This is a genomic window from Streptomyces sp. NBC_00620, from assembly GCF_026341825.1.
Classification (GTDB): Bacteria; Actinomycetota; Actinomycetes; order Streptomycetales; family Streptomycetaceae; genus Streptomyces.
The window spans coordinates 2602662-2626027 of sequence record NZ_JAPENY010000002.1; the positions used below are offsets into that span (position 1 = coordinate 2602662).

At 69.3% G+C, this 23366-nt stretch carries 20 protein-coding genes and 1 pseudogene; 12 read left to right on the plus strand and 9 right to left on the minus strand.

The genetic code is table 11. The features are described from left to right. Window positions 1–166 precede the first annotated feature (166 nt). The gene (locus tag OG246_RS30990; RefSeq protein WP_266470585.1) at window positions 167–913 is read left to right on the plus strand and encodes a hypothetical protein; all 747 of its coding nucleotides are present in this window, start codon (window positions 167–169) and stop codon (window positions 911–913) included. A 157-nt stretch (window positions 914–1070) separates the two neighbouring features. Further along, window positions 1071–1433 (plus strand): hypothetical protein, encoded by a 363-nt coding sequence (locus tag OG246_RS30995; protein ID WP_266470586.1) that lies wholly within the window; start codon window positions 1071–1073, stop codon window positions 1431–1433. A gap of 103 nt (window positions 1434–1536) precedes the next feature. Here OG246_RS30995 and OG246_RS31000 read toward each other — a convergent pair. The 3 genes and pseudogenes from OG246_RS31000 to OG246_RS31010 all read right to left on the minus strand — a co-directional run. Beyond that, a protein-coding gene (locus OG246_RS31000; protein WP_266470587.1) for an IS3 family transposase occupies window positions 1537–2699 on the minus strand; the annotation gives its coding sequence in 2 pieces (ribosomal slippage) (window positions 1537–2412 and window positions 2415–2699; 1161 coding nt in all). A 39-nt stretch (window positions 2700–2738) separates the two neighbouring features. Next, complete coding sequence (locus tag OG246_RS31005) at window positions 2739–3323, minus strand: hypothetical protein (RefSeq protein WP_266470589.1); 585 nt, start codon at window positions 3321–3323, stop codon at window positions 2739–2741. Window positions 3324–3655: 332 nt separating this feature from the next. Then, window positions 3656–3949: pseudogene (locus OG246_RS31010) on the minus strand (epoxide hydrolase N-terminal domain-containing protein); the annotation flags it as partial. A gap of 182 nt (window positions 3950–4131) precedes the next feature. Between OG246_RS31010 and OG246_RS31015 the strand changes: the two are divergent. Then, window positions 4132–4614: a VOC family protein gene (locus tag OG246_RS31015; RefSeq protein ID WP_266470590.1), complete on the plus strand. Its 483-nt coding sequence runs from the start codon at window positions 4132–4134 to the stop codon at window positions 4612–4614. A gap of 121 nt (window positions 4615–4735) precedes the next feature. Here OG246_RS31015 and OG246_RS31020 read toward each other — a convergent pair whose 3' ends face one another. Next, on the minus strand, window positions 4736–6499 hold the full coding sequence (locus OG246_RS31020; RefSeq protein WP_266470592.1) for an ABC transporter ATP-binding protein: 1764 nt from the start codon (window positions 6497–6499) through the stop codon (window positions 4736–4738). A 235-nt stretch (window positions 6500–6734) separates the two neighbouring features. On the opposite strand from OG246_RS31020, the gene OG246_RS31025 reads away from it, so the two are divergent. The 7 genes from OG246_RS31025 (at window position 6735) to OG246_RS31055 (ending at window position 15305) form a co-directional block, all read left to right on the plus strand. Continuing rightward, entirely contained in the window at window positions 6735–8318 is a 1584-nt protein-coding gene (locus tag OG246_RS31025) for an ABC transporter substrate-binding protein (RefSeq protein WP_266470596.1), read from the plus strand. Window positions 8319–8320: 2 nt separating this feature from the next. After that, the gene (locus OG246_RS31030) at window positions 8321–9277 is read left to right on the plus strand and encodes an ABC transporter permease (protein ID WP_266470600.1); all 957 of its coding nucleotides are present in this window, start codon (window positions 8321–8323) and stop codon (window positions 9275–9277) included. Continuing rightward, window positions 9274–10170 (plus strand): ABC transporter permease, encoded by an 897-nt coding sequence (locus tag OG246_RS31035; protein WP_266470603.1) that lies wholly within the window; start codon window positions 9274–9276, stop codon window positions 10168–10170. Before OG246_RS31030 ends, OG246_RS31035 begins: the two co-directional genes overlap by 4 nt. After that, window positions 10170–11900, plus strand: a complete 1731-nt coding sequence (locus OG246_RS31040) for an ABC transporter ATP-binding protein (RefSeq protein WP_266470606.1) — start codon at window positions 10170–10172, stop codon at window positions 11898–11900. Before OG246_RS31035 ends, OG246_RS31040 begins: the two co-directional genes overlap by 1 nt. Further along, window positions 11897–13897 (plus strand): CocE/NonD family hydrolase, encoded by a 2001-nt coding sequence (locus tag OG246_RS31045; RefSeq protein WP_266470607.1) that lies wholly within the window; start codon window positions 11897–11899, stop codon window positions 13895–13897. Before OG246_RS31040 ends, OG246_RS31045 begins: the two co-directional genes overlap by 4 nt. Then, window positions 13894–14541, plus strand: a complete 648-nt coding sequence (locus tag OG246_RS31050) for a TetR/AcrR family transcriptional regulator (RefSeq protein ID WP_266470610.1) — start codon at window positions 13894–13896, stop codon at window positions 14539–14541. The genes OG246_RS31045 and OG246_RS31050 overlap by 4 nt, the downstream gene beginning before the upstream one ends. Before the next feature lie 143 nt (window positions 14542–14684). Then, window positions 14685–15305, plus strand: a complete 621-nt coding sequence (locus tag OG246_RS31055; RefSeq protein WP_266470612.1) for a hypothetical protein — start codon at window positions 14685–14687, stop codon at window positions 15303–15305. A gap of 22 nt (window positions 15306–15327) precedes the next feature. Here the strand turns inward: OG246_RS31055 and OG246_RS31060 are convergent, their stop codons facing one another. The 5 genes from OG246_RS31060 to OG246_RS31080 form a co-directional block, all read right to left on the minus strand. Further along, on the minus strand, window positions 15328–16251 hold the full coding sequence (locus tag OG246_RS31060) for an SGNH/GDSL hydrolase family protein (RefSeq protein ID WP_266470615.1): 924 nt from the start codon (window positions 16249–16251) through the stop codon (window positions 15328–15330). A gap of 119 nt (window positions 16252–16370) precedes the next feature. Then, the gene (locus OG246_RS31065) at window positions 16371–18047 is read right to left on the minus strand and encodes an ATP-binding protein (protein WP_266470618.1); all 1677 of its coding nucleotides are present in this window, start codon (window positions 18045–18047) and stop codon (window positions 16371–16373) included. 8 nt (window positions 18048–18055) lie between these two features. Further along, window positions 18056–18730, minus strand: a complete 675-nt coding sequence (locus OG246_RS31070) for a response regulator transcription factor (protein ID WP_266470621.1) — start codon at window positions 18728–18730, stop codon at window positions 18056–18058. Between the two features lie 250 nt (window positions 18731–18980). Next, window positions 18981–20207, minus strand: coding sequence for a PP2C family protein-serine/threonine phosphatase (locus OG246_RS31075; RefSeq protein ID WP_266470624.1), 1227 nt, complete (start codon window positions 20205–20207; stop codon window positions 18981–18983). Between the two features lie 65 nt (window positions 20208–20272). Next, window positions 20273–21289 (minus strand): zinc-binding alcohol dehydrogenase family protein, encoded by a 1017-nt coding sequence (locus OG246_RS31080; RefSeq protein ID WP_266471035.1) that lies wholly within the window; start codon window positions 21287–21289, stop codon window positions 20273–20275. 142 nt (window positions 21290–21431) lie between these two features. On the opposite strand from OG246_RS31080, the gene OG246_RS31085 reads away from it, so the two are divergent. Beyond that, window positions 21432–22241: a VOC family protein gene (locus tag OG246_RS31085; RefSeq protein ID WP_266470625.1), complete on the plus strand. Its 810-nt coding sequence runs from the start codon at window positions 21432–21434 to the stop codon at window positions 22239–22241. Window positions 22242–22346: 105 nt separating this feature from the next. Next, window positions 22347–23366: a helix-turn-helix transcriptional regulator gene (locus tag OG246_RS31090; RefSeq protein ID WP_266470628.1), complete on the plus strand. Its 1020-nt coding sequence runs from the start codon at window positions 22347–22349 to the stop codon at window positions 23364–23366.

Below are 23366 nucleotides of genomic sequence, written 5' to 3' on the forward strand. Positions count from 1 at the left end.
TTTCTGTGTCGATTGGTGTAATGGTGTGCGAATTCGGGCCGGCAATTTCGCACGATAACACGCTCACCTAGTGAGAGTTCCTCGGTTCGATTCCGAGGTCGGCAGAGTTTGCCAATGATAGTGGTAGATTCTGCCGACTTCGGCAATTGCACTCTGGGGGATATTTATGGATCGCGAGAAGCGTCATCGCGCACATATTCGCAATATGGAAGCCCTCGAAATGTCTTTCGAGGTGGCTAGCAGATCCTGCAAGGAAGCCATTCGACATGGCGACGAACATGAGATTATCGCACTGACTCGGACCTGTGCACTCCTCCTTGGCGCTACGCTTGAGGATCGCCTGATGACTATCATCAGCTCACCTGACTTCCCGGAATCCAGCGAGCAGCGTGTCATGGGCAAGCGGACCGTTCTCGAAATGTGGAATCAGGTACTCGTCGAGGCTTTCTCAGTCCGGTATAATGTGCCTCGCTCGAAAATACCCTCAGCTCTTCCATACACCAGTGCGGCCTACTTTACGGGCATGAAATCTGTGGTCGATGATTGGATGGAATCACTCATCAACACCAGAAACTGTTTAGCGCACGGCCAATGGATCGTAGCTTTCAACGAGCAGCGTAGCAGCGTGAATCAGGAGCGAACCGCGAGGCTAAATGCGCTAACTCTATGGCATCTTCGCCTGCAAAAGAACATGCTGAGACACTTGGAACGACTCATTTTTGACCTCACGGTCACCCAGTATGCATTTGAGCGTGACTTCGACAGGCATTGGGCGAACCTGAAGGCGGCTCAAACTAGAATTTCGTCAGATAAGTCCAAAGAGTGGGAACTCCTCCTTCAGTCCCGCCATCAAAGAGGGAAGGGTTATACCAAGCGAAATTATCGACAACTTATTGACGCCGGGCTTCTCTAGGGAGCGCGTTACAGTAAAGGTCAAGAGAGCTATTTTTGGATAGCTTAGCGTGTCTCCAAAAGTTTGAACACCATTGCCGATGATTTGCATCACCAAGGCCTTCCGGTGATTCGTCGGTTTGCGGCGCACTGTTCAGAACGGCGCGCGTAGCCGACGGATGACATTGAAGGAAAGTGCTGCAAAGACGGCTGCGAACGGCCAAGCAGAGATCACAATCCAGAAGGAAAATCCGGGCACGGTCTACCGCTGGCGGCTGCGAGGCAGGCCGACGTACTTCCATGTGCTGGCTTGGTCTCCGTGCACGTTCGCGGTCGAGCATGCGGACACCCCGGGTATGACGCTCGTGGTCACCACCGACCAGCCGCATACGGGCAACTGGTTCGGTCGCGAGGCTGAGCCTGTACTGCCGTCTGGTGCTGCCGTGGCTGTCCGGATCGCTCTGCGCGAGGGTTGGGCTCCGACGGCTCTGGGCTCCGCGTTCCACCTGGATCAGTCCGCCGGCTTCACGCCTTCGAACTGACCGGATGCTGGGCCTTGTTGGCGCTCGTACCTCAGCCGACGACAGTCAGCCACGATGGCGGGTGCGTCAATGGGTCTGGTGCAGGTTTGGGTGACAGGTTCGGTCACGCGGCCTGGAGGGCCGATGTGGTCATGACGGTCTCGAATTCGACGGGGGTCAGGCGGCCGAGTGCGGCTTGTCTGCGGCGCCGGTGGTAGGTCCTCTCGATCCAGGTCACGATCGCGATGCGCAGTTCCTCGCGGGTGGCCCAGGATCGGCGGTCGAGGACGTTCTTCTGCAGCAGGCTGAAGAAGGACTCCATGGCCGCGTTGTCGCCTGCCGCGCCGACCCTCCCTATCGAGCCGGCCATCCGGTGGTGGTCGAGGACCCGGACGAACTTCCGTGACCGGAACTGCGATCCGCGATCGCTGTGCAGAATGCACCCGTCGACGTGTCCACGCCGGGCAACAGCGTTGTTGAGAGCTGTGACGGCCAGGCGGGACTTCATCCGCGTGTCGATCGAGTAGCCGACGATCCTCCTGCTGAAGACGTCCTTGATCGCACAGAGGTACAACTTCCCTTCGCCGGTGGCGTGTTCGGTGATATCGGTGAGCCACAGCCGGTTCGGGCCATCCGCGGTGAAGTCACGGCGGACGAGGTCGTTGTGCACCGGCGGGCCGGCCTTCTTGGTACTGCCGCGCCTCTTGCCGAAGACGCTCCACCAGTTGTTGTCCCGGCAGATCCGCCACGCGGTCCGGTCGGCCATGCCGGATCCCGCGCTGCGGGCCTCGTCGGCCAGAAATCGGTAGCCGAACTCCGGATCCTCGCGGTGCGCGTCGAACAACGCGTTCGCGCGTGTGGCCTGCTCGAACTCGGCATCGGTCACCGGCCGCTCCAGCCAGCGGTAGTAGGGCTGGCGGGCGAGTTTCAGGACCCTGCACGTGACCGTGACGGGAATTCCGCCCGTGGCCAGCTCTTTCACGAGCGGGTAGATCCTTTTCCCGGCAGGTGTGCCTGTGACAGGTAGGCCGCGGCCCGGCGCAGGACCTCGTTCTCCTGCTCCAGCAGCTTGATCCGCCGACGTGCTTCCCGTAGTTCCGCGTTGTCCTGGCTGGTCGTTCCGGGCCTGGTCCCGTCGTCAATGTCCGCGCGACGCATCCATTTCCACAGCGTCATCGCGTGCACTCCGAAGTCGGCGGCCACCTGCTCGACCGTCACGCCCGGGCCGCGGTTCCTCGCGACCCGCACGACGTCCTCGCGGAACTCTTCCGGATAAGGCTTGGGCACAGCGACATCCTTCCCACCCGCCCCACAGGGCAAGCCAGTTCAGATGTCACCCGATCGTGCAGCAGACCCCAGCTTGGACATGCTCGGGCTGCCCACTAGCTCGCAGGCTGACGCGACAACGCGTTCCAACTCCGGGACGATCCCGCCCCATGACGCCTGCATCACGTAGTAGCCAGGGGGATGCTTCTCCGTGGAAGGTATGCAGGACAACGAGTCGATGCCAAGGCGTTCGAACTCGATGTAAAGGTTGAAGTCGTGCTGCCAAAAGTAGGGCGCGGTTTCGGGGAGAACTCCGCGCTCTTCCAACTCAGACAGAAGCCTCGGGATGCGTGCCAGTGCGCGCTTCCAGCTCTTGTCTGGCGAGAGGTACACGAGCCATGTGTAGGCAAGGCCTGACTGGCGTATGTAGCCGAGCTGATTGGACTTGGTACCGGCGGCTCTGTGGCGCGGGTCCACCACGAGCTTGACCTCAACCGCGATGGTGCGTTCTTCGTGGGTGAGCGCCAAGTCGTACGCACCTTGTCGGCCATCAGCATCGTTTGTGATGACCTCCACGCCCAGCGTGCCACTGACGCACCTGCCCGCCAGGTGCGCGGCGGCATCTATCTTTTGACGGCCTTGCATGAGTCGACGGTACGGAGGTCGAGAGCCTCGGCGCAGCAGATTTATGGCTGGCTGATCTCTCAGTGCCGTTGGCGTCCCGGTTCCGGGACTGGCAGTCGCAGGCGGCCGCGTTGCAAGCTGGCCTCCGGTGGGTTCCTTGCCTCTGAGGAGTAATGCTGACCTGCTGAGATGCCTCTCAAGATCAACACGCTATTACAACGTGATCACTGGCAAACAGCTGCTTTCGGCGGCATCCGACTGCACAAACACCAAGACCCCGTCCTCAGCTAAAGCGCTGATGGCGGGGTCTCTGGGCACCTCATACAGGGTGCCCCCGGCAGGATTCGAACCTGCGCACACGGCTCCGGAGACCGGATATGCGCGAAGCGACCCGGAGTTCCGTCGATCTCGGTGGTGAACTGCGGACATTCGTTCAGCCGCGCCTCCCCCGTATGTCAGTCGTAGCTGTGCCGCCAGTACCGTACGAGCTCTTCGAGGTAGTCCCGCGGAACTCCGTGCGCCCAGTCCACGCCCGGCAGTTCGTTGGGCTGGCGCGTGCGGTCGAGGCGCTGGTGCAGATCGTCGAGATCGCCGTCCGGGAAGCCGGCACGGAATGGCTGAATGGGTGCGGCATCCGAAGGGGTCATGTCCATGGATGCGATTTCCGGGGCCGGGGGTCACGCCAGGCGATCTCCGGGCGCCGGACCGTCCGCCGGACAGGAGGACGACGCCGCCGCGACGCCGAATCCCCTGCCCGCGCCCCCGATGAGTTTCCGGGTGAGGATCAGTCGACAGTAATGACGACGTTCCCCCGCCCGAGGAGGTACTCATGCCCGCCGAAGGATTCACCACCTGTCTGTGGTTCGACGGTCAGGCTGAAGAGGCTGCGAACCACTACTGCTCGATCTTCAAGGACTCTGAGCTCGGCAGGATCGGGCGCTACACGGAGGCGGGGCCCGGTCCCGCTGGTTCCGCCATGGCCGTCGAGTTCGTGGCCAACGGCCAGAAGTTCGTCGCTCTGAACGGCGGTCCGCAGTTCACCTTCGACGAGGCGATCTCCTTCCAGATCTACTGCGACGACCAGGACGAGGTGGACTTCTACTGGGACAAGCTCACCGAGGGCGGCGGTGAGGGCGGCCCCTGCGGCTGGCTCAAGGACAAGTTCGGCCTCTCCTGGCAGGTCGTCCCGGCGAAGCTCATCGACATGCTCGGTGACCCGGACCCGGAGAAGGCGGTCCGCACGACCCAGGCCATGTACAAGATGGGAAAGCTGGACATCGCCGCCCTGGAGAAGGCGTACGCGGGGGAGTAGCGGACCGGCTCGGTTCCAAGGACCCGGGCGGTTCCAAGGACCCGGGCGGTTCCAAGGACCCGGGCGGTTCCAAGGACCCCGGCGCACAGCGGCCGGCCCGCCGCCGCCCCACAGGGGGGGCTCAGGCGAGCTGACCGCTGTGCAGCGCCGTGTACGCCCCGCCCCGCCGCAGCAACTCCTCGTGCGCGCCGATCTCCTGGATCGCCCCGTCGCCCATGACGACGATGCGGTCCGCACCACGGATGGTGGACAGCCGGTGTGCCACCACGAACGTGGTGCGGCCGTGCACCAGCCGGGCCAGTGCCTGCTGGACGAGAGCCTCCGACCGGGTGTCCAGCGCGGAGGTGGCCTCGTCCAGGATGAGCACCCGGGGATCGCGGATCAGCGCCCGCGCGATGGCGAGCCGCTGCCGCTGTCCTCCGGAGAGCCGCGCCCCGTGCTCGCCCACCACGGTGTCGAGCCCCTGCGGCAGCCGGTCCACGAACTCCAGCGCGTTGGCGTCGCGCAGCGCCTCCCGTACCGCCGCGTCCCCGGCGTCGTCCATGCCGTACGCGACGTTCTCCCGGACCGTGCCGTCGAAGAGGATCGACTCCTGCGGTACGACGGAGACGAAACGCCGGTAGGTGCGCAGGTCCAGGGTGCTCATGTCGGTTCCGTCGAGCAGCAGCCGGCCCGAGGTCGGACGGATGAAGCCGATGACGAGATTGAGCACCGTCGACTTGCCTGCCCCCGAGGCGCCGACCAGGGCGATGGTCTCGCCGGGGGAGACGGACAGGCTGAAGTCCCGTACGGCGGGCCTGTTCTCGTCGTACGCGTGCCCCACCTCCTCGAAGGTGACGGCACCGCGCAGCGAGGTCACCTCCGCCTTGCCCTCGTTGTCCTCCAGCTCGGGTGCCTGGAGCACCTCGCCGATCGAACGTACCGACTCCAGGCCCTTGGTGATGACCGGCGCCAGAGCCGCGAGTGTCGTCGTGGAGTTGGTGAGCGTGGTCAGGAAGGCGCTGAGCATGACGACATCGCCGGGTGTGACACCCCAGTAGCCGTAGTACGACACCAGCGCGGCGCCGGTGAGGAACAGGATCCCGACCATGTTGAGGAACACCCACGCCAACGAGCCGAACCGCCCGTTGAGCAGATCGAGCCGCATCCCCGAGCGCAGCACTTGCCCCAGCGTGACGTCCATCCGCCGGAGTGCCTTGCCCTCCAGACCGTGCGCCCGGGTGACCGAGATGAGCCGGGTCATTTCGGTCACCCGCGTGGACAGGTGCTCGACCTCGTGGCGGAAGTTCTCGTTGTGGCTGCGCAGTCGGGTTCGCAACCGTGCCACCAGGAGGGCCGCGACGGGCACGATGCAGAGGAAGACGGGCAGGAACTCGGGTGTGCGGATGGCGATGATGACGAGTCCGCCCGTGAGTACGGTGAGTGCGCCGAGCCCGTTCTCGGCGGTCTGCTGCACCATCTGCTCGACGGTCTCCACGTCCCGGATGACCTTGGCCTGCAGAACGCCCGCGCTGACCCGCGAGTGGTAGCCGATGGACAGTTGCTGCATCCGCGTGCACAGCGAGGAGCGCAGATCAGTGCCCATGCGGCGCACGCTGCCGTACAGGAGGCGGACGTAGAGGAGATGCAGTGGGAGGTTGACCGCGAGGATGAGCAGCAGGGCCCCGGAGCTGACCCAAAGGCGGCCGATCGGCCCGTGCTGGACGACGGTGTCGATGATCGACGCGGTGATCAGAGGCAGCAGCCAGAGTGGACTGTGCTTGACCGTGAAGACGGCGAACGCGGCGGCGAGCCGCCACCGGTCCGCACGGAACAGGTAGGCGAGGGTGCGGATCGGGTGCTCACCCCGGTAGCGATGGTCGAGCGGTCTTTCGGACGACGCCATCGGCGTTGGTCCCCCCCAGTGGCGGAGTAGCGGGCAAGCGCTTTCCTGCCCATCCCGCGCGGGAGTACACCAGCCCGGCGGCCTGCCTCCGGCGTGGCGGGGAGTCGCGTAAAGAGTGGGTTTCCGAGGTTAATTCCAGCGCTCGGAGGGTTGGCGTGGAACCGTCGCCCCGTTATCGTTCACGCACTTCACTCAATCGTTCCGCTGAACGAATAGCGAGAAGGACGGTCGGTCCATGTCCGACATCCACCACCCGGGACGGCGGTCGGTCCTCGTCGCGGGGGCCGCGAGCACCGCCGCGCTCGGCGCGTCCTGGCTGCTCACCGGCTGTACGGGTGCCGCGGCCGCGCCCGTTCTGCCCGCCGCCGCCCAGACGGGCGAACCCGACCGCGGTGGCACCCTCCGTATCGCCCGGCCGCCCGCCTCCGACGCCGAGACCCTCGACCCGGCCAGCGCGCTGTCCGCGTACGAATACCTGGGCGCCCTCTACAACCGGCTCGTCCGGGTCGACACGAGCGGCGATCTCGCCCCCGACCTCGCCGAGTCCTGGGAGCCCGACGCCAAGGCCAGCACCTGGACCTTCCGCATCCGCCAGGGCGTCACCTTCCACGACGGACGCAAGCTCACCTCGGCCGACGCCGCCTACACCCTGCGCCACATCCTCGACAAGGCGACCGCCTCGCCCCAGGCGGCCGTGCTCGAGCCGCTCATCGACCCCGCCACGCTCCGCACCCCCGACGACCACACCCTCGTCGTCCCGCTGAAGAGCCCCAACGCGGAGTTCCCGAGCCTTCTCACGCACTACAACTGCTATGTCATCCCTGACAAAAGCGCCCGCTCGATCGGCCGCACCGGCATCGGCACCGGTCCCTTCAAGCTGGAGTCGTTCGCCCCCGCGGGCCCCGGCCGCGTCACCGCGTTCGAGGACCACTGGCAGGGCCGCCCCGTCCTCGACGCGATCGCCTTCTACTCCGTCGCCGACATGTCCGCCCGCTCGAACGCCCTCCTTGCGGGCCAGGTCGACCTGCTCGCGCAGACCAACCTGGACTTCGCGACCGCCCGTGTGGTCGCCGCCTCCGACCGGGCCACCATCGCGCGCGTCAAGAACGCCCAGTGGTACGTCCTGCCGATGCTCACCACGGAGAAGCCCTTCACGGACGTACGGGTCCGGCAGGCGATGAAGCTCGCCTACGACCCCGAGCACGTGGTGAAGGTGGCCCTGCAGGGCGCGGGCACCGCCGGCTGGGACAACCCCGTGCCGCCCAGCGACCCCGCCCACATCGCCGCACATCCCGAGCACGACCCGGAGAAGGCGCGGTTCCTGCTGAAGCAGGCCGGGCACGAGGGCCTGGCGATGGACCTCTACACGTCCTCGTACGACCCGATCTTCACGCCGATGGCCCTCGCCTACCAGGACTCTGCCAAGCGGGCCGGCATCCGGATCAAGGTCAAGACGGCGGCGGCGGACTCGTACTACACGCAGATCTGGATGAAGAAGCCGCTCATGGCGACCTACTGGTACACCGGCAGACCCGTCGACCAGCTCTTCACCCAGGTCTTCCGGAGCGGCTCCTCGTACAACGAGACCGCCTGGTCCGACAAGGACTTCGACGCGCTCCTGGACCGCGCCCGCCGCGAGATGGACGACACGAAGCGCCGCGAACTGTACGGCGAGGCGCAGACCTTCGTCGTCGAGAAGGGCGGGGCGATGACCCCGATGTTCGCCGACCGGCTCGTCGGCATCTCGCGGAAGGTACGCGGATACGCCGAGCACGGCTTCGAGTTCGACTACCTCGGCATCGGCCTGAAGGGGGCCTGACCATGTTCTCCTTCATAGCCCGCAGGGTGGCCGCCGCCGTCGGCACGCTGTTCCTCTCCTCCGTCCTCGTCTTCCTCGCCGTACAGGCACTGCCCGGCGATGTCGCCACCCAGATCCTCGGCAAGGACGCGACACCGGACGCCGTGGCCGCCCTGCGCGAGAAGCTGAAGCTCGACCAGCCCGCGTGGGAGCGGTACGTCGACTGGGTCCGCGGCGCGCTGCACGGCGACTTCGGAGTCTCCCTCGTCTCCGGGAAGGCGGTCGGCGGCGAAGTCTCCATGTACCTCGGCAACTCCGCGCTGATCGCCCTCGTCACCGTCCTGTTCGCCGTCACCGGCTCGATCGTCCTCGGCATCCTCGCGGGCCTGTACCGCGACCGCTGGCCGGACCATCTGATCTCCACGGTCAGCCTGGTCGGGATGAGCGTTCCCGAGTTCGTGGTCGCGACCGTACTGGTGCTCTGCTTCTCGGTCGCGCTGCCGTGGTTCCCCGCGGTCGTCCTGTACGGCCCGGAGGCGAGTGTCGGTCAACTCCTGCCCTCCGTATGGCTTCCCGCGCTCTCCCTGGCCGTCGTCATGGCGGCGTACATCGTGCGGATGGCCCGCACGTCCGTCATCGACGTGATGGCCGGCGAGTACGTGACGACGGCCCGGCTCAAGGGCCTGTCGAGCTGGCGGGTCGTCACCCGGCACGCCCTGCCCAGCGCGCTCCTGCCCACCCTGCACGTCATCGCACTGAACGTCGCCTGGCTCGCGGGCGGAGTCGCCGTCGTCGAGAACGTCTTCAACTACCCGGGGATCGGCAAGCTGATGCTCTCCTCGGTCCAGAACCGCGACCTGCCCGTCATCCAGGCCATCGCCCTCATCAGCGCCGTGGTCTACGTGGCCTGCAACCTGGCCGCCGACCTCGGCGCCATGGCCCTCAACCCCAAGCTCCGCACCCGAGGGAGGACCCGATGACCACGCTCGACACCGTCCCGGTGGCCGCGCCACCGCCTGCCGCCGAGGCGCGCGCCGTCCGAGCCTGGCGCACCCTGCGCTCCTCGCGCGCCGCCGTCATCGGCCTCACGATCGTCGCCGTACACGTGCTGATCGCCCTCCTCGCCCCGCTCCTCACCTCCTACGACCCCATCGCCAACGACGCCTCGCACGCCCTGCTCGGCCCCAGCTGGGAACACTGGGCGGGCACGGACCAGTACGGGCGAGACGTCCTCGCCCGGGTGCTGTACGGCGGCCGGTACGCGCTCGGCGTCTCCGTCGCCGCGACACTGCTGACCGTCGCGCTCGGCACGGTCGTCGGGTGTGCGGCGGCGCTGCGCGGCGGCTGGTTCGACGACGTACTGGGGCGGGTCCTGGACGCCGTCCTCTCGGTGCCGTCGATCCTGGCGCTGCTCGTCATCGTCACCGCGCTGGGGACGGGCCCCGCGGTCATCGTCCTCGCGATCGCCGTGGTGTACGTGCCCCAGGTCGTACGGGTCGTGCGGGGCGCGGCGCTCGCCGTGGTGCCCGCCGACTATGTGACCGCCGCCCGCGCCCGCGGCGAGGGGACCTGGTCGATCCTGCGGCGCGAGATCCTGCCGAACATCACGGACGTGGTGTGCGTGGAGTTCGCGATGCGTGCCTCGTGGGTCGTGTTGCTCATCAGCTCGCTGTCCTTCCTCGGCTTCGGCGCCGATCCGCCGACCCCCGACTGGGGTCTGATGGTCGCCGAGAACCGCACCGCCATCACCGTCGTCCCGATGGCGAGCCTCGCGCCGATCATCGCCCTGGCCACGCTCGTGGTCGGACTCAACCTCGCGGCCGACGGCCTGTCCAAGGCGTGGGGCGTCGACCGGATCAGGGAGGGGTCCTGATGACCTCGATCGTCTCCGTGAAGTCCCTTTCCGTGGCCTACCGTTCGGGCGGACGGGACGTACCCGTCGTACGAGAGGTGTCGCTGGACGTGCGCGCCGGACAGACGCTGGCGCTGGTGGGCGAGTCGGGCAGCGGGAAGTCGACCGTCGCCGCGACACTCCTCGGCCATCTGCGGCACGGGTCCCGGATCACCGCGGGGTCCGTCCTCGTCGACGGGCAGGACGTCTTCGCCCTGCCCGCACGGGAGTTGAGGCGGCTGCGCGGCGGGACCGTCGCCATGGTCGCCCAGAACGCGGGCCACGCGCTGACCCCCTCCATGCGGATCGGCCGGCAGATCGCGGAGGCGGGCGGCGAGGTGCCCGTCGTGGACCTCCTCGAACAGGTCCGGCTGCCCCGCCCCGCCGAACTCGCCCGCCGCTACCCGCACGAGCTCTCCGGCGGCCAGCAGCAGCGCGTCGCCATCGCCATGGCCATCGCGGCCCGCCCCAAGGTCCTCGTCCTCGACGAACCGACGACCGGCCTCGACGTAGTCACCCAGCGCAGCGTCCTCGACCTGATCGGCGCCCTGCGCGACGAACTCGGCCTGGCGGCCGTGCTGGTGAGCCACGACCTCGGGGTCGTCGCGCACATGGCCGACGAGGTGACCGTGCTGAAGTCCGGGCGGATCGTGGAGGCCGCGCCCACCCGTCAGCTCTTCGCGACGCCCCAAGACCCCTACACCAGACGGCTGTTGGCGAGCGTCCCGCGCCTCGACGACGCCGGACTCGCGATCGTCGGCGAAGCGGGAGAGCGGGAGGTGCGGCCCAAGGCGCAGGTGCCCGACGACGCACCCGTCGCGGTGTCCGCGCACGACGTCACCATCGACTACGGGTCGACCCGCGCCGTGCACGGCGTCTCCTTCGACGTCCGGCGCGGTGAAGTCCTCGCGCTCGTGGGGGAGTCGGGCAGCGGCAAGTCCACGCTGGCATGGACGCTCGCGGGACTGCGTACCCCCTCCGGCGGCACGATGACCCACGAGTCGGGAGACCTCGCCCGCCCCGCTCAGAAGCGGCCGCCGTCCCTGCGGCGCAGGATCCAGCTCGTCTTCCAGAACGCGGACACCTCGCTGAACCCGCGCCGGTCGGTGGGCGACGCCGTCCGGCGCCCGCTGCACTTCTTCGGCACCGCCCCGTCGCGCACGGAAGCGGCGGCTCGGGCCCGGCAGCTCATCGCCGACGTGCGCCTCGACCCGGCTCTCGCCGACCGGCTGCCCGCCCAGCTCTCCGGCGGCCAGCGTCAACGCATCGGCATCGCAAGGGCGTTGGCGGGCGAACCGGACGTCCTGATCGCCGACGAGATCACCACCGCCCTGGACGTCTCCGTCCAGGCCGATGTCCTCAGGCTCCTCGACGACCTGCGCAGCGAACGCCAACTGGCCTGCCTGTTCATCAGCCACGACCTGGCCGTCGTACGGGGCATCGCCGACCGTGTCGTCGTCCTGCGCCACGGAGTGGTCGTCGAGGAGGGGCCCACGGACGCGGTCTTCGCCTCGCCCGGACACCCCTACACACGCCAGCTGATGGCCGCGGCCCTTGAACCCGACCCGGACGCCCTGCCGTTCGTCGACTCGACGGCCGACTGGGAGGAAGACGCGGCCGGACCGGACGACCTCTGGACCGAACACGGCCACGGCCACCGAGTGCGCCGCTGGCGCCCGGCCGGCCACCTCAGCACCGAAGGAGTTTCGTGAAGTACCGCGAGCAGTTCGAGCACCGGGTCGTCCGCGAGGACGTCTGGATCCCGACCCGCGACGGCAGCACCCGACTGCACGCCCGGATCTGGCGCCCGGCCGGCACGGACCCCGTCCCCGCGCTGCTCGAATACCTCCCGTACCGCAAGAGCGACTGGACCGCGCCCCGCGACGCCCAGCGCCACCCCTGGTACGCCGGGCACGGCTACGCCTCCGTCCGCGTCGACATCCGGGGCCACGGCGACAGCGAGGGCACACCCGGCGACGAGTACGACGAGCAGGAGCTCGCGGACGGCGTCGACGTCGTCAACTGGCTTGCCGCGCAACCTTGGTGCACCGGCAAGGTCGGCATGTTCGGCATCTCCTGGGGCGGCTTCAACTCCCTCCAGATCGCCGCCCTCGCCCCCGAACCGCTCAAGGCCATCGTCACGGTCTGCTCGACGGACGACCGCTACGACAACGACGTGCACTACATGGGCGGCGCCCTCCTCGGTATCGACATGCTCGCCTGGGCCGGCACCATGCTGGCGTTCGCCTCCCGCCCGCCGGACCCTTCCCAGGTGGGCCAGGACCGTTGGCTGCCCATGTGGCGCGAGCGCCTCGACGCCCTCGAACCTTTCCTGCACACCTGGCTGGAACACCAGCAGCGCGACGACTACTGGCGGCACGGCAGCGTCTGCGAGGACTACGGCGCGATCGACGCGGCCGTGCTGGCCGTCGGCGGCTGGCACGACCCGTACCGGGACGCCGTACTGCGCCTCGTCGAACACCTCCCGGACGACCGCGTACGGGGACTGATCGGCCCCTGGTCGCACCAGTACCCTGACCGCGAACTGCCCCCCGGCCCCGCGATCGGCTTCCTCCAGGAGACCCTGCGCTGGTGGGACCAGCACCTGAAGGGCAAGGACACGGGCGTCATGCGGGATCCGCTGCTCCGCTCCTGGATCAACGACCCCGTGCCGCCCGCCACTTCGTACGACGTGATGCCGGGCCGCTGGGTCGGTGACACGAACTGGCCCTCCCCGGCGGTCACTTGGGACGAACGTCCGCTGGGCACGGGCGGCGCCCCCATCCTCGTACGATCGCCCCAGCACACCGGCCTCGACGCGGGCCGCTTCTTCCCCTTCGGCAACGCCAGCGACCTCCCGCCCGACCAGCGCGAGGAGGACGGCCGCTCCGTCTGCTTCGACTCGGCACCCCTGGACGAGCGGGTCGAGATCCTGGGCCGCCCGCGCGTCCGGCTCCGCCTCGACAGCGCCACCCCGCGCGCCAACGTCATCGCCCGCGTCTGCGATGTCGCCCCGGACGGCTCGTCCACCCTCGTCACACGCGGCGTGCTGAACCTGATGTCCCGGCATGGGCGGGACAAGGCGGTGGAGTGGACCCCGGGGACGTACGAGGACGTGGAGTTCGAGCTCAACGGCATCGGGTACGCGTTCCCGCCCGGCCATCGCATCCGCGTAGCCGTCTCCGACTCCTACTGGCCGTGGGTGTGGCCGCACGGCGAACGCGGCGAGCTGAGCGTCGTACCGGACCGGAGCGCGCTGCTCCTGCCCGTACGGGAAGCCGTGGACGAGCCACCGATCCACTTCGAGGAGCCCGAACAGGCGCCGCCGCTCCCCGTGACGTACGACCGGCCCGCCGACCCGGGGCCCGAGCGACTGGTCACCCATGATGTGGCGAAGGGGGAGTGGACTCTGGAGGTGGACCCCAACTACGGGGGATCCCGGACGTACCCGGACGGCCTGCGCTACGAGGAGAGCGCCCGCGAGACCTACCGCATCCGCACCGACGACCCGCTCTCGGCCAACGCTGTCTCCGAGTGGACGATCCGGCTGCGGCGCGGGGACGATTGGGACGCGGAGATCGTTACGCGGACGGAGCTGCGGGCCACGGCCACGGACTTCATCATGGACAGTCGCATCGAGGCACGGGCGAACGGAGAGACAGTGGTCAAGCGCGTATGGCACCGGAACACCCCGAGGACGTCGGCATGAAGGCCGCCAAGACCCCTCGCCGTGCCGTCGCCGCCGCCGACCGCACCCGCCAGCCCACCGAGGTGCGCCGCCGCCTCATCGTGGAGGCAGCCGTGCCGCTCATCGCCGAGCGCGGGTACGCCTCGGTGGGCGTGCGCGACGTCGCCGCCGCGGCCGGGGTCTCGGTCGGCACCGTCACGTACCACTTCGGCAGCGTCCAGGAGATCCTCTCCGAGGCGATGGTGCTGCACATCGAGCGGTACTACTCGGCGCTCAGCGACGCCGCCGAGCACGCGACCAGCGGGGCCGAGGCGCTGCGGCTGCTCGTGGACGCACTGTTCACGGAGGACACCGACCGGCACTGGCGGATGTGGTTCGACTACTGGAACGCGGGCGACCAGGACCCTGACCAGGCCTTCGCCCGCGGCCAGGGACAGCGGTACGAGGCCTGGCACAGCCAGATCCGCGAACTGGCCGAACGGGGCGTCGCCGACGGCGAGTTCACCTCCGAAGACCTCGACGGCTTCACGGTCCGCTTCGCCGCACTCGCCGACGGGCTGGCCCTGCAACGGCTGAGGCAGGCACCGCCGTTGAGTACGGAGGACGCGAGGCGCCACCTCAACCGGCTGGTGGAGACGGAGCTGCGGGGCTCGTCGGCCGGGTGACCGCTGCCATGATCGGCGGAATGAGACAGCGAGTAGACCTGGACCTGGCCGCGGCCTTACTGGTCGAGCACAGAGCGCGATGGACGGCCGATCAGTGCGTGGCGTCTCCCATCCTGTGGAGTGGAGGCAAGGAGGTTCCTCCCGTGGCCGACCGCAGCCATGTGGACGTCCCGCACTGGCTGGGATCACAGATCACGCACGCCGGCTGGGAAGTCCGGCTTGCCGTGGAGCTGGATGCCACCGGGTGGGCGCACCTCCACTTTCTCTCGGAGACCGCCGGCGTGCACGAGCGGCGGCGGGTCCGGTCGCTCGACAGGTGGGACGCCCTGCTCGATCAGGCGGTGGCGAGGGCCTCCCGTATTCGCCTGGTCCACGCCCAGCTGGTGGCCCGTGCTTGCACCACGGGATGGTTGGACTGGATCCACGGGGAGCTGTGGCTGCTGCCGACCAGCCTCATCCGTATACGCAGTGGGCTGATGGCTTCCGTGGCGAACTCCCTGGGCTCGAGTCCGACCGCGCCACAGCCGGCCCACACCATCGCCTACGACCCCGCGGCCATCCTGGCCGGACACCGCACCAACAAGATCATCCCCTTCGACGGCATCGAGCGGGCGCGCCTGCACGGCGGTATCACCACATCAGGCATGACCGTCTCCATGGTCGACGGCACGCGTCACAAGCTCCTGTGGCTGACCAGTGAGCCGACCCGCCGTCTGCTGACGGACCGATTGCTCCCGATCCTGGGTGACCGCCTCACCCGGTGACGGCATTCCTCGGAGACGACCGTCAGCTCACGTGATCGGCGATCACCCGGGTGATCGCCCGCGTGATGCGCACGATCCCAGGTGACCGGACCGCACACGGCTTCGGCGTCGACGTGGTGGGCGCCAGGCAGAAGTGCAGGTAGTCGTCGTCGCGGTGGAGGGCAGTGCGGTCGCGGGCCTGCTGGGTGCAGTACACGGGGTTCTCGTGCTCGTACGAGGTGCACGGCAGGTACTGGACCCAGGTTTCGCGGGCCGACGCCGGGCTCACGGTCTTGCCGGCGTCGGCGAGCAGGTCGCCGGAGGCGCGGGCCCGCAGCTCGTACATCGCGTTGACGTCGTGGATCCGGTCGGGCGTGATCGGGTCGGGGCCCTGGAGCACCCACACGATCCTGGGCCGTTTCGCGCCGCCCGCCTCCGCGATCTGGTCGGTCAGCTGCTGCATGTCGGCTTCGTACCGCTTGAAGTACGTGCTCTTCGACTTGTCGTACGTGATGCCGTCCATGCACGGCGTGTATCCCCAGGCGTTGCCCCAGAACTGCAGCACCACATAGTCCGGTTGGAGCGAGCGCACCCGGGCGGCCGCCTTGTCCGCGGGCGGTACGAGGGAATCCGCGCCGGTGCCTTCCAGGTAGTCGCACAGGGTGGTGCCGGAGTACGGGGCGCTCGTGTACCGCGCGTCCAGCTGGTCCCGCAGCAGATCCCCCAGCACCTTCTGGTTCTCCATGGCGAGCGAGTCCCCGAGGTAGAGCACCGTGGGCGCCTTCGCAGGGGCGGCCGGCGCGGTCGGGGAGGCGGCGGGCCGCTGACGCGTCGTCGAGCTCGGTGACGCCGAAGTCTCGGGCGTCGCGCGAGCGGGCGGTGACGCCTCGGGGCCCGAGGACGGGTCGCCGCACGCGCCGAGCAGCAGCCCGGCGACCAGCGCCCCCACCATCCACCGCTTGCGCATACGTCAACTCCCGCCCCGCCCAACGAAAGAGCTCCCCAGGCAAGCACAGGCGGGCACAAGGGGGAAGACGAACCCCGGTCACATCTCTGCGCCGTGCGGCAGAAGGGCTGTGCGCCGCCTCAGCCCTCGAAGGTTCCGGAGAGAAGCTCCAGCAGATCCCCGAGCGGCAGCGGCTTCGCCATGTGGGCGTCGAAACCGGCCGCACGGGACTCGCCGTGGTCGGACCCCCGGCTGAACCCGGAGACCGCGATGAGACGCACCTTGTCGCCGTGCGGGCGGGAGCGCACCTCGCGGGCGACCGCGTAGCCGTCGATGTCCGGCAGGCCGAGGTCGCACAGGACGACGTCGAAGAGGCTGGACTCGGTGGCCATCAGCGCGTCCGCGCCGGTGTGCACGGCCGTGACGTGGTGCCCCTGCCGCTCCAGCAGGGCGCGGTAGGTCGTGGCCAGGTCCGTGTTGTCCTCGACGATCAGGATGGCCAGCTGCCGTGACGCGGGGCGGGCCGGCGTCGCCGGGCGCGGTTCCGGGGTGCCGGAGGGGGCGAGCGGGAGCAGGGTGCGGAACGAGGCGCCGGTTCCGGGGCCGTCGCTGTGCGCGGTGATCCTGCCTCCGTGCAGTTCGACGATCGTCCGGACGACCGCGAGCCCGAGGCCGAGCCCCTCGGGGGTACTGGGGCCCGCCGGAGCCGCCCGCATGAAGACACCGAACAGCTCCTCGGCCTGCGCCTGTTGGAAGCCGATCCCGTCGTCCTCGACGGTGAGCCGCGCCTGCCCGTCCGCCGTGGTCAGCCGCACCCTCGTACGACCGCCCGGGAGTGTGTACTTGAGCGCGTTGGACAGCAGATTGGTCAACACCTGGGCCAGCCGCAGCCGGTCCCCGTCGACGAGCACCGGATCGGCGGGCAGTTCGATGTCGAGCGTGCGGCCCTCATGGCCGAACAGGCCGTGCATGTCCGCGCATCCGGAGTCGACGACCGAGCGCAGATCCGTCCGCCCGCGCACCAGCTCCATACGACCGGTCACGGCCCGCGTTCCGTCCAGCAGGTCGTTGCTCATCCGCACCAGCGCGGCGAGCTGCCGCTCCAGGACCGACAACGCCGGATGGCCGTCGGGCAGGTCGAGCGCCAGCAGCTCGCTCGCCGCCGTGGCGGCCGCCAGCGGATTGCGCAACTCGTGCGAGAGGGTCGCGATGAACCGGTCCTTGGCCCGCTGCTCCTCCCGCAACGTTCGCCCCGCCGCGTCGAGATCGGCGTTGGCGCGGCTCAACTGCTCGTTCACCTCACGGATCTCCCGCGCGCGCACGAAGAGGTCGATCTCCATGCCCTGCGCGCGCATCTGCGCGTCGGCGACCGCACGCTCCTGCTCCCGCCCGACCTGGCGCAGATGCACGAAGTCGGTGACGTCCTCGACGCGATGGATGATGTGCGTGACCCGCCCGTCGTCGTCGAGCACCGGGGTGTTGACGGGACTCCAGTACCGCTCCACGAACGCGCCCGCGTCGCCCCTGGGGATGTCGTACCGCTGCAACGCCATGATGTCCGTACGCCCGGTGTCCACCACCGTCCGCAACGAGCGGCGCAGGTTGGCGACGCCGTTGGCCGACGGGTCGTCCGGGTTGTCGGGGAACACGTCGAAGACGGGGTGCCCGACGATGCTCCGCTCGGTGCGGGTGGCCGTGAGATAGGCGCGGTTGACCTCCACGATCGTGAAGTCGGGCGCCAGGATGAGCAGTGGGGAGAGCGTCGAGTCGAACAGGAGCCGGAAGTCGGGCGTGGGGTGCGGGGTGCTCGCGGACATGGCGGCCTTCAGGGATCGAGTCGGTAGCCGAAGCCGCGCACCGTGGTGATCCGCGGGGCGGGAGTGGGCAGCCCGGTGAGCTTGCCGCGCAGCCGGTAGACATGCTCGACGACGGTCGCGGGCTGCTGCCAGGACGCTCCCCAGATCTGCTCCAGAAGCTGTTCGGCGGAGAAGACCCGGCCGGGGGAGCGGGCCAGCAGCTCCAACAGGGCGAACTCCTTGGGCCGCAGCGTCAGCGGCACGCCCGCTATGTCGGCCCGACGGGCGGCAGTGTCGACGCGCAGCGCCCCGACCTCCAGGACGGCCGGCACCTCGGGCGGCCGGGACCGGCGCAGCACGGCCCGGATACGGGCCACGAGTTCGCGCTGCGAGAAGGGCTTGACCAGGTAGTCGTCCGCGCCGATCTCCAGGCCCGCGACCCGGTCCGCCTCGTCACCGCGCCCGGAGACGACGATCACCGGGAGGCGGCTGGTGGAGCGCAGTGACCGCAGCAGCTCCAGGCCACTGCCGTCCGGCAGTCCCAGATCGAGGACGACCAGATCGATGCCGCCGTCGTACATGGCGGCTTTCCCGGCGCGTGCGTCGATGGCCCACGCGACGGTGAACCCTTCACGTTCCAGATAGGTACGGCACATCAGTGCGAAGTCGGGATCGTCCTCGATCAGCGCGAGGTGTGGACGCATTCCGCACCACCCGGCCCAGCTGCCGCCCCCACGTTGTGTCCCTGGTGAGCGGGCGTTGATGCCCCGACCATGTGGCGAAGGTAGAACAGGAACCACCCACGGTTCAAGGGGGAGCCGCCCGGGGGGAGTTCCGGCGCGGGTTCGTGCAGCGGTGCGGGGATGTCATCACCGCCGCACGAACCCGCGCCGGGACGCGCCGACCCTCTCCTCCCGGGATCACGGCCGGCGCCGCGAACCGGCAGGTCGGGCCTCACGTCGTGGTCCGTGCGCGGATGCGGGCGGCGAGCACCGCGACGTCGTCCTCCGCGTGACGGGCGTTGAGACGGACGAGCACCTCGTCGAGCAGTGCGTCGATACCCGCCCCCGGCGGTAGCCGTAGCCGGGCCAGTCGGGCGAGCGAGGCGTCGATGTCCTCCCCGCGCCGCTCCACCAGACCGTCGGTGTACATCACCAGGGTGTCGTCGGGGGTGAGCGTGCGGGTGGCCTGTTCGTAGCCGCCCACTCCGGTGCCCAGTGGGGGGCCGACCGGCAGCTGGAGCAGCTCGGTGCCGTCCTTGGAGAAGACGACCGGAGGCAGGTGCCCGGCTGAGGCGAGCGCGGCCGTGCCGCGTGCCGGGTCGACCTGGACCAGCAGACAGGTGGCCGGTCGCCGGTTGCCGTCCTCGGCCACCGCGGCGTCCAGCCGGCGCAGCACCCGGTGCGGCGGCAGGTCCGTGGAGGCGACGTAGCGGAGCATCGAGCGGTACGCGTTCATGTCGACCGCGGCGTTCAGGCCGTGCCCCATGACGTCGCCCACGACCAGCAGGGTGCGCCCGAAGTGCAGCCGTACGGTCTCGAACCAGTCCCCGCCCACCAGGGTGGTGCCACCGGCCGGGAGATACCGGGTGGCGAGGTCGAGGTTCGGATGCGGCCGGCCCGGTTCGGCCAGCAGCGCCCGCTGAAGGTTCAGCACCGTGCTCCGTACGGCGTTGTGCTGGCGGGAGTGGCCGAGGTGGACGGCCGCCAGACGCGCCGCGTAGTGCGTACCGGTGGTCTCCTGGTCGGTGAACTCCTTCCCCTGCCGGACGGCGAGCATTACCCCGTACAGGCGGCCGTGCGCGAGCAGCGGCACGGTCATGACCTGCCGCGGGACCCGTCCGGACAGGTCGATCGAGGCGGTGATCGGATGTCCCTCGTCGAGCGCCTGCACGGACAGGGGCCGTGCTCCGTGCGCGGGCCACGGGGTCAGCAGCCCGGCGTCTCCCGCCGTGGCGACGCGTGACAGGTCCGGGGCGTGCGGGTGCTGTGTGGTGGCCGGGGCGTCCGCGGGCAGCAGATCCACCGCGGCGGCGTCGCAGAAGTGCCGGCACACGAACGCGGCGAGCTCCTCGCACGTGGTCTGCTCGTCCAGCGTGGTGCCGATCGACTCGACGGCATCCTCCATGGCGCCGAACGGTGACTCCGCACCCGGAGTGTCCGCACCGCCTCGGCCCGTCATGCCACCTCCACTGCCACACACGCCATGGTCCATCCACGCACGGGGGAGACGGGCCCGCACCCCGGTCAGTGCCGGGGCGGCATGTTGTTCACCAACACGGCCGCACCGTCGAAGCGGCCGGCCTTGAGGTCCTGGAGGGCCTCCTGGGCGCGTGACAGCGGGTACGTGTGCGTCGTCGCGCGGACGCCGTGGCGCGCAGCGAGCGCCAGGAAGGCCCGCCCGTCCTCCCGTGTGTTCGAGGTGACGCTGCGCAGCTCCTTCTCGTAGAACAGCTCCCGCTCGTAGTGGAGCGGCGGCGTGTCGCTCAGGTGGATCCCGGCTACGGACAGCACTCCGCCCCGGTCGAGCGCCCGCAGGGCCACCGGGACCAGGTCGCCGACCGGCGCGAACAGGATCGCGCTGTCCAGCGGCTCGGGGGGCTCCTCGTACGCTCCGCGGGCGGACGCCGCCCCCAGGGTGAGTGCCAGCCGCCGGGCCGCCGGGTCCCGCGTCAGTACGTGCACGGTGGCGCCCTGCGCGAGCGCGAGCTGCGCGCACAGGTGGGCGCTGCCGCCGAACCCGTACAGACCGAGCCGCCCGCCCGGCGGCAGCGAGGCCCGCAGCAGCGCGCGGTAGCCGATGATGCCCGCGCACAGCAGTGGGGCCAGGGCGACGTCGTCCAGGTCGCCGGGCAGCCGGTACGCGAAATCGGCGGGCACGGTCGTGTACTCCGCGTAGCCGCCGTCGGCGTCCCAGCCGGTGTACTCGGATGCCGGACAGAGATTCTCGGCCCCGCGCACGCAGTACCGGCACGTACCGTCCGTACCGCGCAGCCAGGCGACGCCCACCCGGTCGCCGAGGGCGTACGCGCGCACGTCCTCGCCCAGGGCCGCGACCACGCCGACGACCTCGTGCCCGGGCGTCACACCCGGCAGGTGCACGGGCAGGTCGCCCTCGGCGACGTGCAGGTCGGTACGGCAGACACCGCAGGCGCGGACATGTACGAGGAGTTCGCCGGCCCGCGGCACCGGCACCGGTTTCTCGACGAAGCGCAGCGGTCCCTGCTCGATCGGCCCGGGCCGGACCGCTTCCCACGCGTGCATCATCCCGTGCCCCGTCCCGTCGACGACCCCCGCTGTCCGCTCTCCAGTTTGGTGCGGAACGTCCCGTTCGGCGCGCGGCCCGGGCCTGGCCTGGCTAGCGTGAAACGTGGAACCAGTCACCCAACCGGAGAAGGTCGACGTCATGGCCGTACAACCCGAGGGAACGCCCTGTTGGGCGGACGCGATGTTCAGCGACGTGGAGGGGGCCAAGAGTTTCTACGGTGACGTGCTCGGCTGGACGTTCGGCGAGTCGTCCAGCGAGTACGGGAACTACACGCAGGCGTACAAGGACGGTAAAGCGGTGGCCGCCGTCGTCCCGCCGATGCCCGGGCAGGAGGGCCAGTCCGCCTGGTGCCTCTACTTCGCCTCGCCCGACGTCGCCGTGACCGCACAGAAGATCCGGGACAACGGCGGCACCGTCGTGATGGAGCCGATGCAGGTCGGCGACTTCGGCACGATGGCCCTGGCCAGTGAGCCCAGCGGCGCCGTCTTCGGCGTCTGGCAGGCGGGCACCCACGAGGGCTTCGAGGCCATCTCCGTGCCCGGCGCGTACGCCTGGGCCGAGGTCTTCACCCGTGAGCCCGAGAAGACCGACGCGTTCCTCCCCGCCGTCTTCCCGTTCAGCGCGAAGCAGATGGACGCACCCGAGGCCGGACCCGAGATGGACTTCAGGATCTTCAACGTCGGCGAGGACACCGTCCTGGGCCGGATGAAGATGACGGACGACTTCCCTCCCGAGGTCCCGTCGTACGTCAACGTCTACTTCGCCGTCGAGGACTGCGACGCGGCAGTGGCGAAGGCGACCGAACGCGGCGGCATTCTGCGCTTCGGGCCCATGAGCAGCCCGTTCGGACGGTTCGCGGCGCTGAGCGACCCGCAGGGCGCGTCGTTCTCCGTCATCGACCTCAGCACGACCGAGGGCGACATGCCCAAGTTGACCGACGTGTCCTGAACCTTTCGCCCGCGAGGGCAACCACGCGGACGCGGTTTTTCGTCCCTTCTTGTGGCCGCCGCACCTTCGGGTGACCGACCCCCCACAAGAATCGCGAGAGGCCGCATGCTCCGCATTCACTTCACGTCGCACGATCTGCAGAACATCCGCGTGGCCCGGCAACCGGATCCTCTGTGGGAACTGGTGTGCAGCGTCTGCCGGTTGGAGACCGGCCAAGGACCGCTCGACTTCGGTCACTGGCGCCGCTCGGCCCGCGACCGGCTCTCCAGAGACCCGGTCGCGGGCCGAGCGCTGTACCCGCTGCGAACACTGATTCCCTCGACGGGTTACATCCCGGACTTCCTCACACCATCGGTCACCGGCGGCGATCTGCCGGCCGGCCTCGACCAGGTGCGGCGCACCCCGCGCACCCGGCTGGTGCGCGACCTGACACGGCTGGCCGACTCCCGCCCCGTTCCGAGCTGGGCGACCTCACTCGGCAAACCGGGCGGCGACCCGCTCAAGTCACTGGCGAACGCCCTCGGGGTCTACTTCCGCGCCCTCCTCGAGCCGTACTGGACGCACATCCGCACGGCGGTCGCCGACGACGTCGACCTGCGCTCCCGGGACCTCCTCGACGGCGGCACCCAGGCCCTTCTCGACGGACTGCGTCCGCTGGCGCGCTGGAAATCTCCCGTGCTCGAGGTGGACTACCCCATCGAACGCGATCTGCATCTGGAAGGGCGCGGTCTGCTCCTCGTCCCCTCGTTCTTCTGCTGGCGTCGGCCGACCGCACTCGCCGACCCCGGCCTCGACCCGGTGCTCGTCTATCCGGTGGCGAAGGCACCCCTCGCTGTCGCGCGCGCCGCGGACGACGGGCTCGAACGCCTGCTGGGCCGCACTCGCAGTGTCGTACTCGCCGAGGTGGCGGGCCGCCACGCCCGCACCACCTCCGAGGTCGCCGCGGCCGTGGGGATCGCGCTGCCCAGCGCCAGCTACCAGATCGGCGTCCTGCGCGACGGGGGACTGGTGGCCAGCCGCCGCGACGGCAAGTACGTCCTGCACACGGCCACCGCGCTGGGGGAGCGGCTGCTCGGCAGCAGTGGCAGGCTGCGACCCGGTACCGGAGCAGCCGTCCGACCGTGA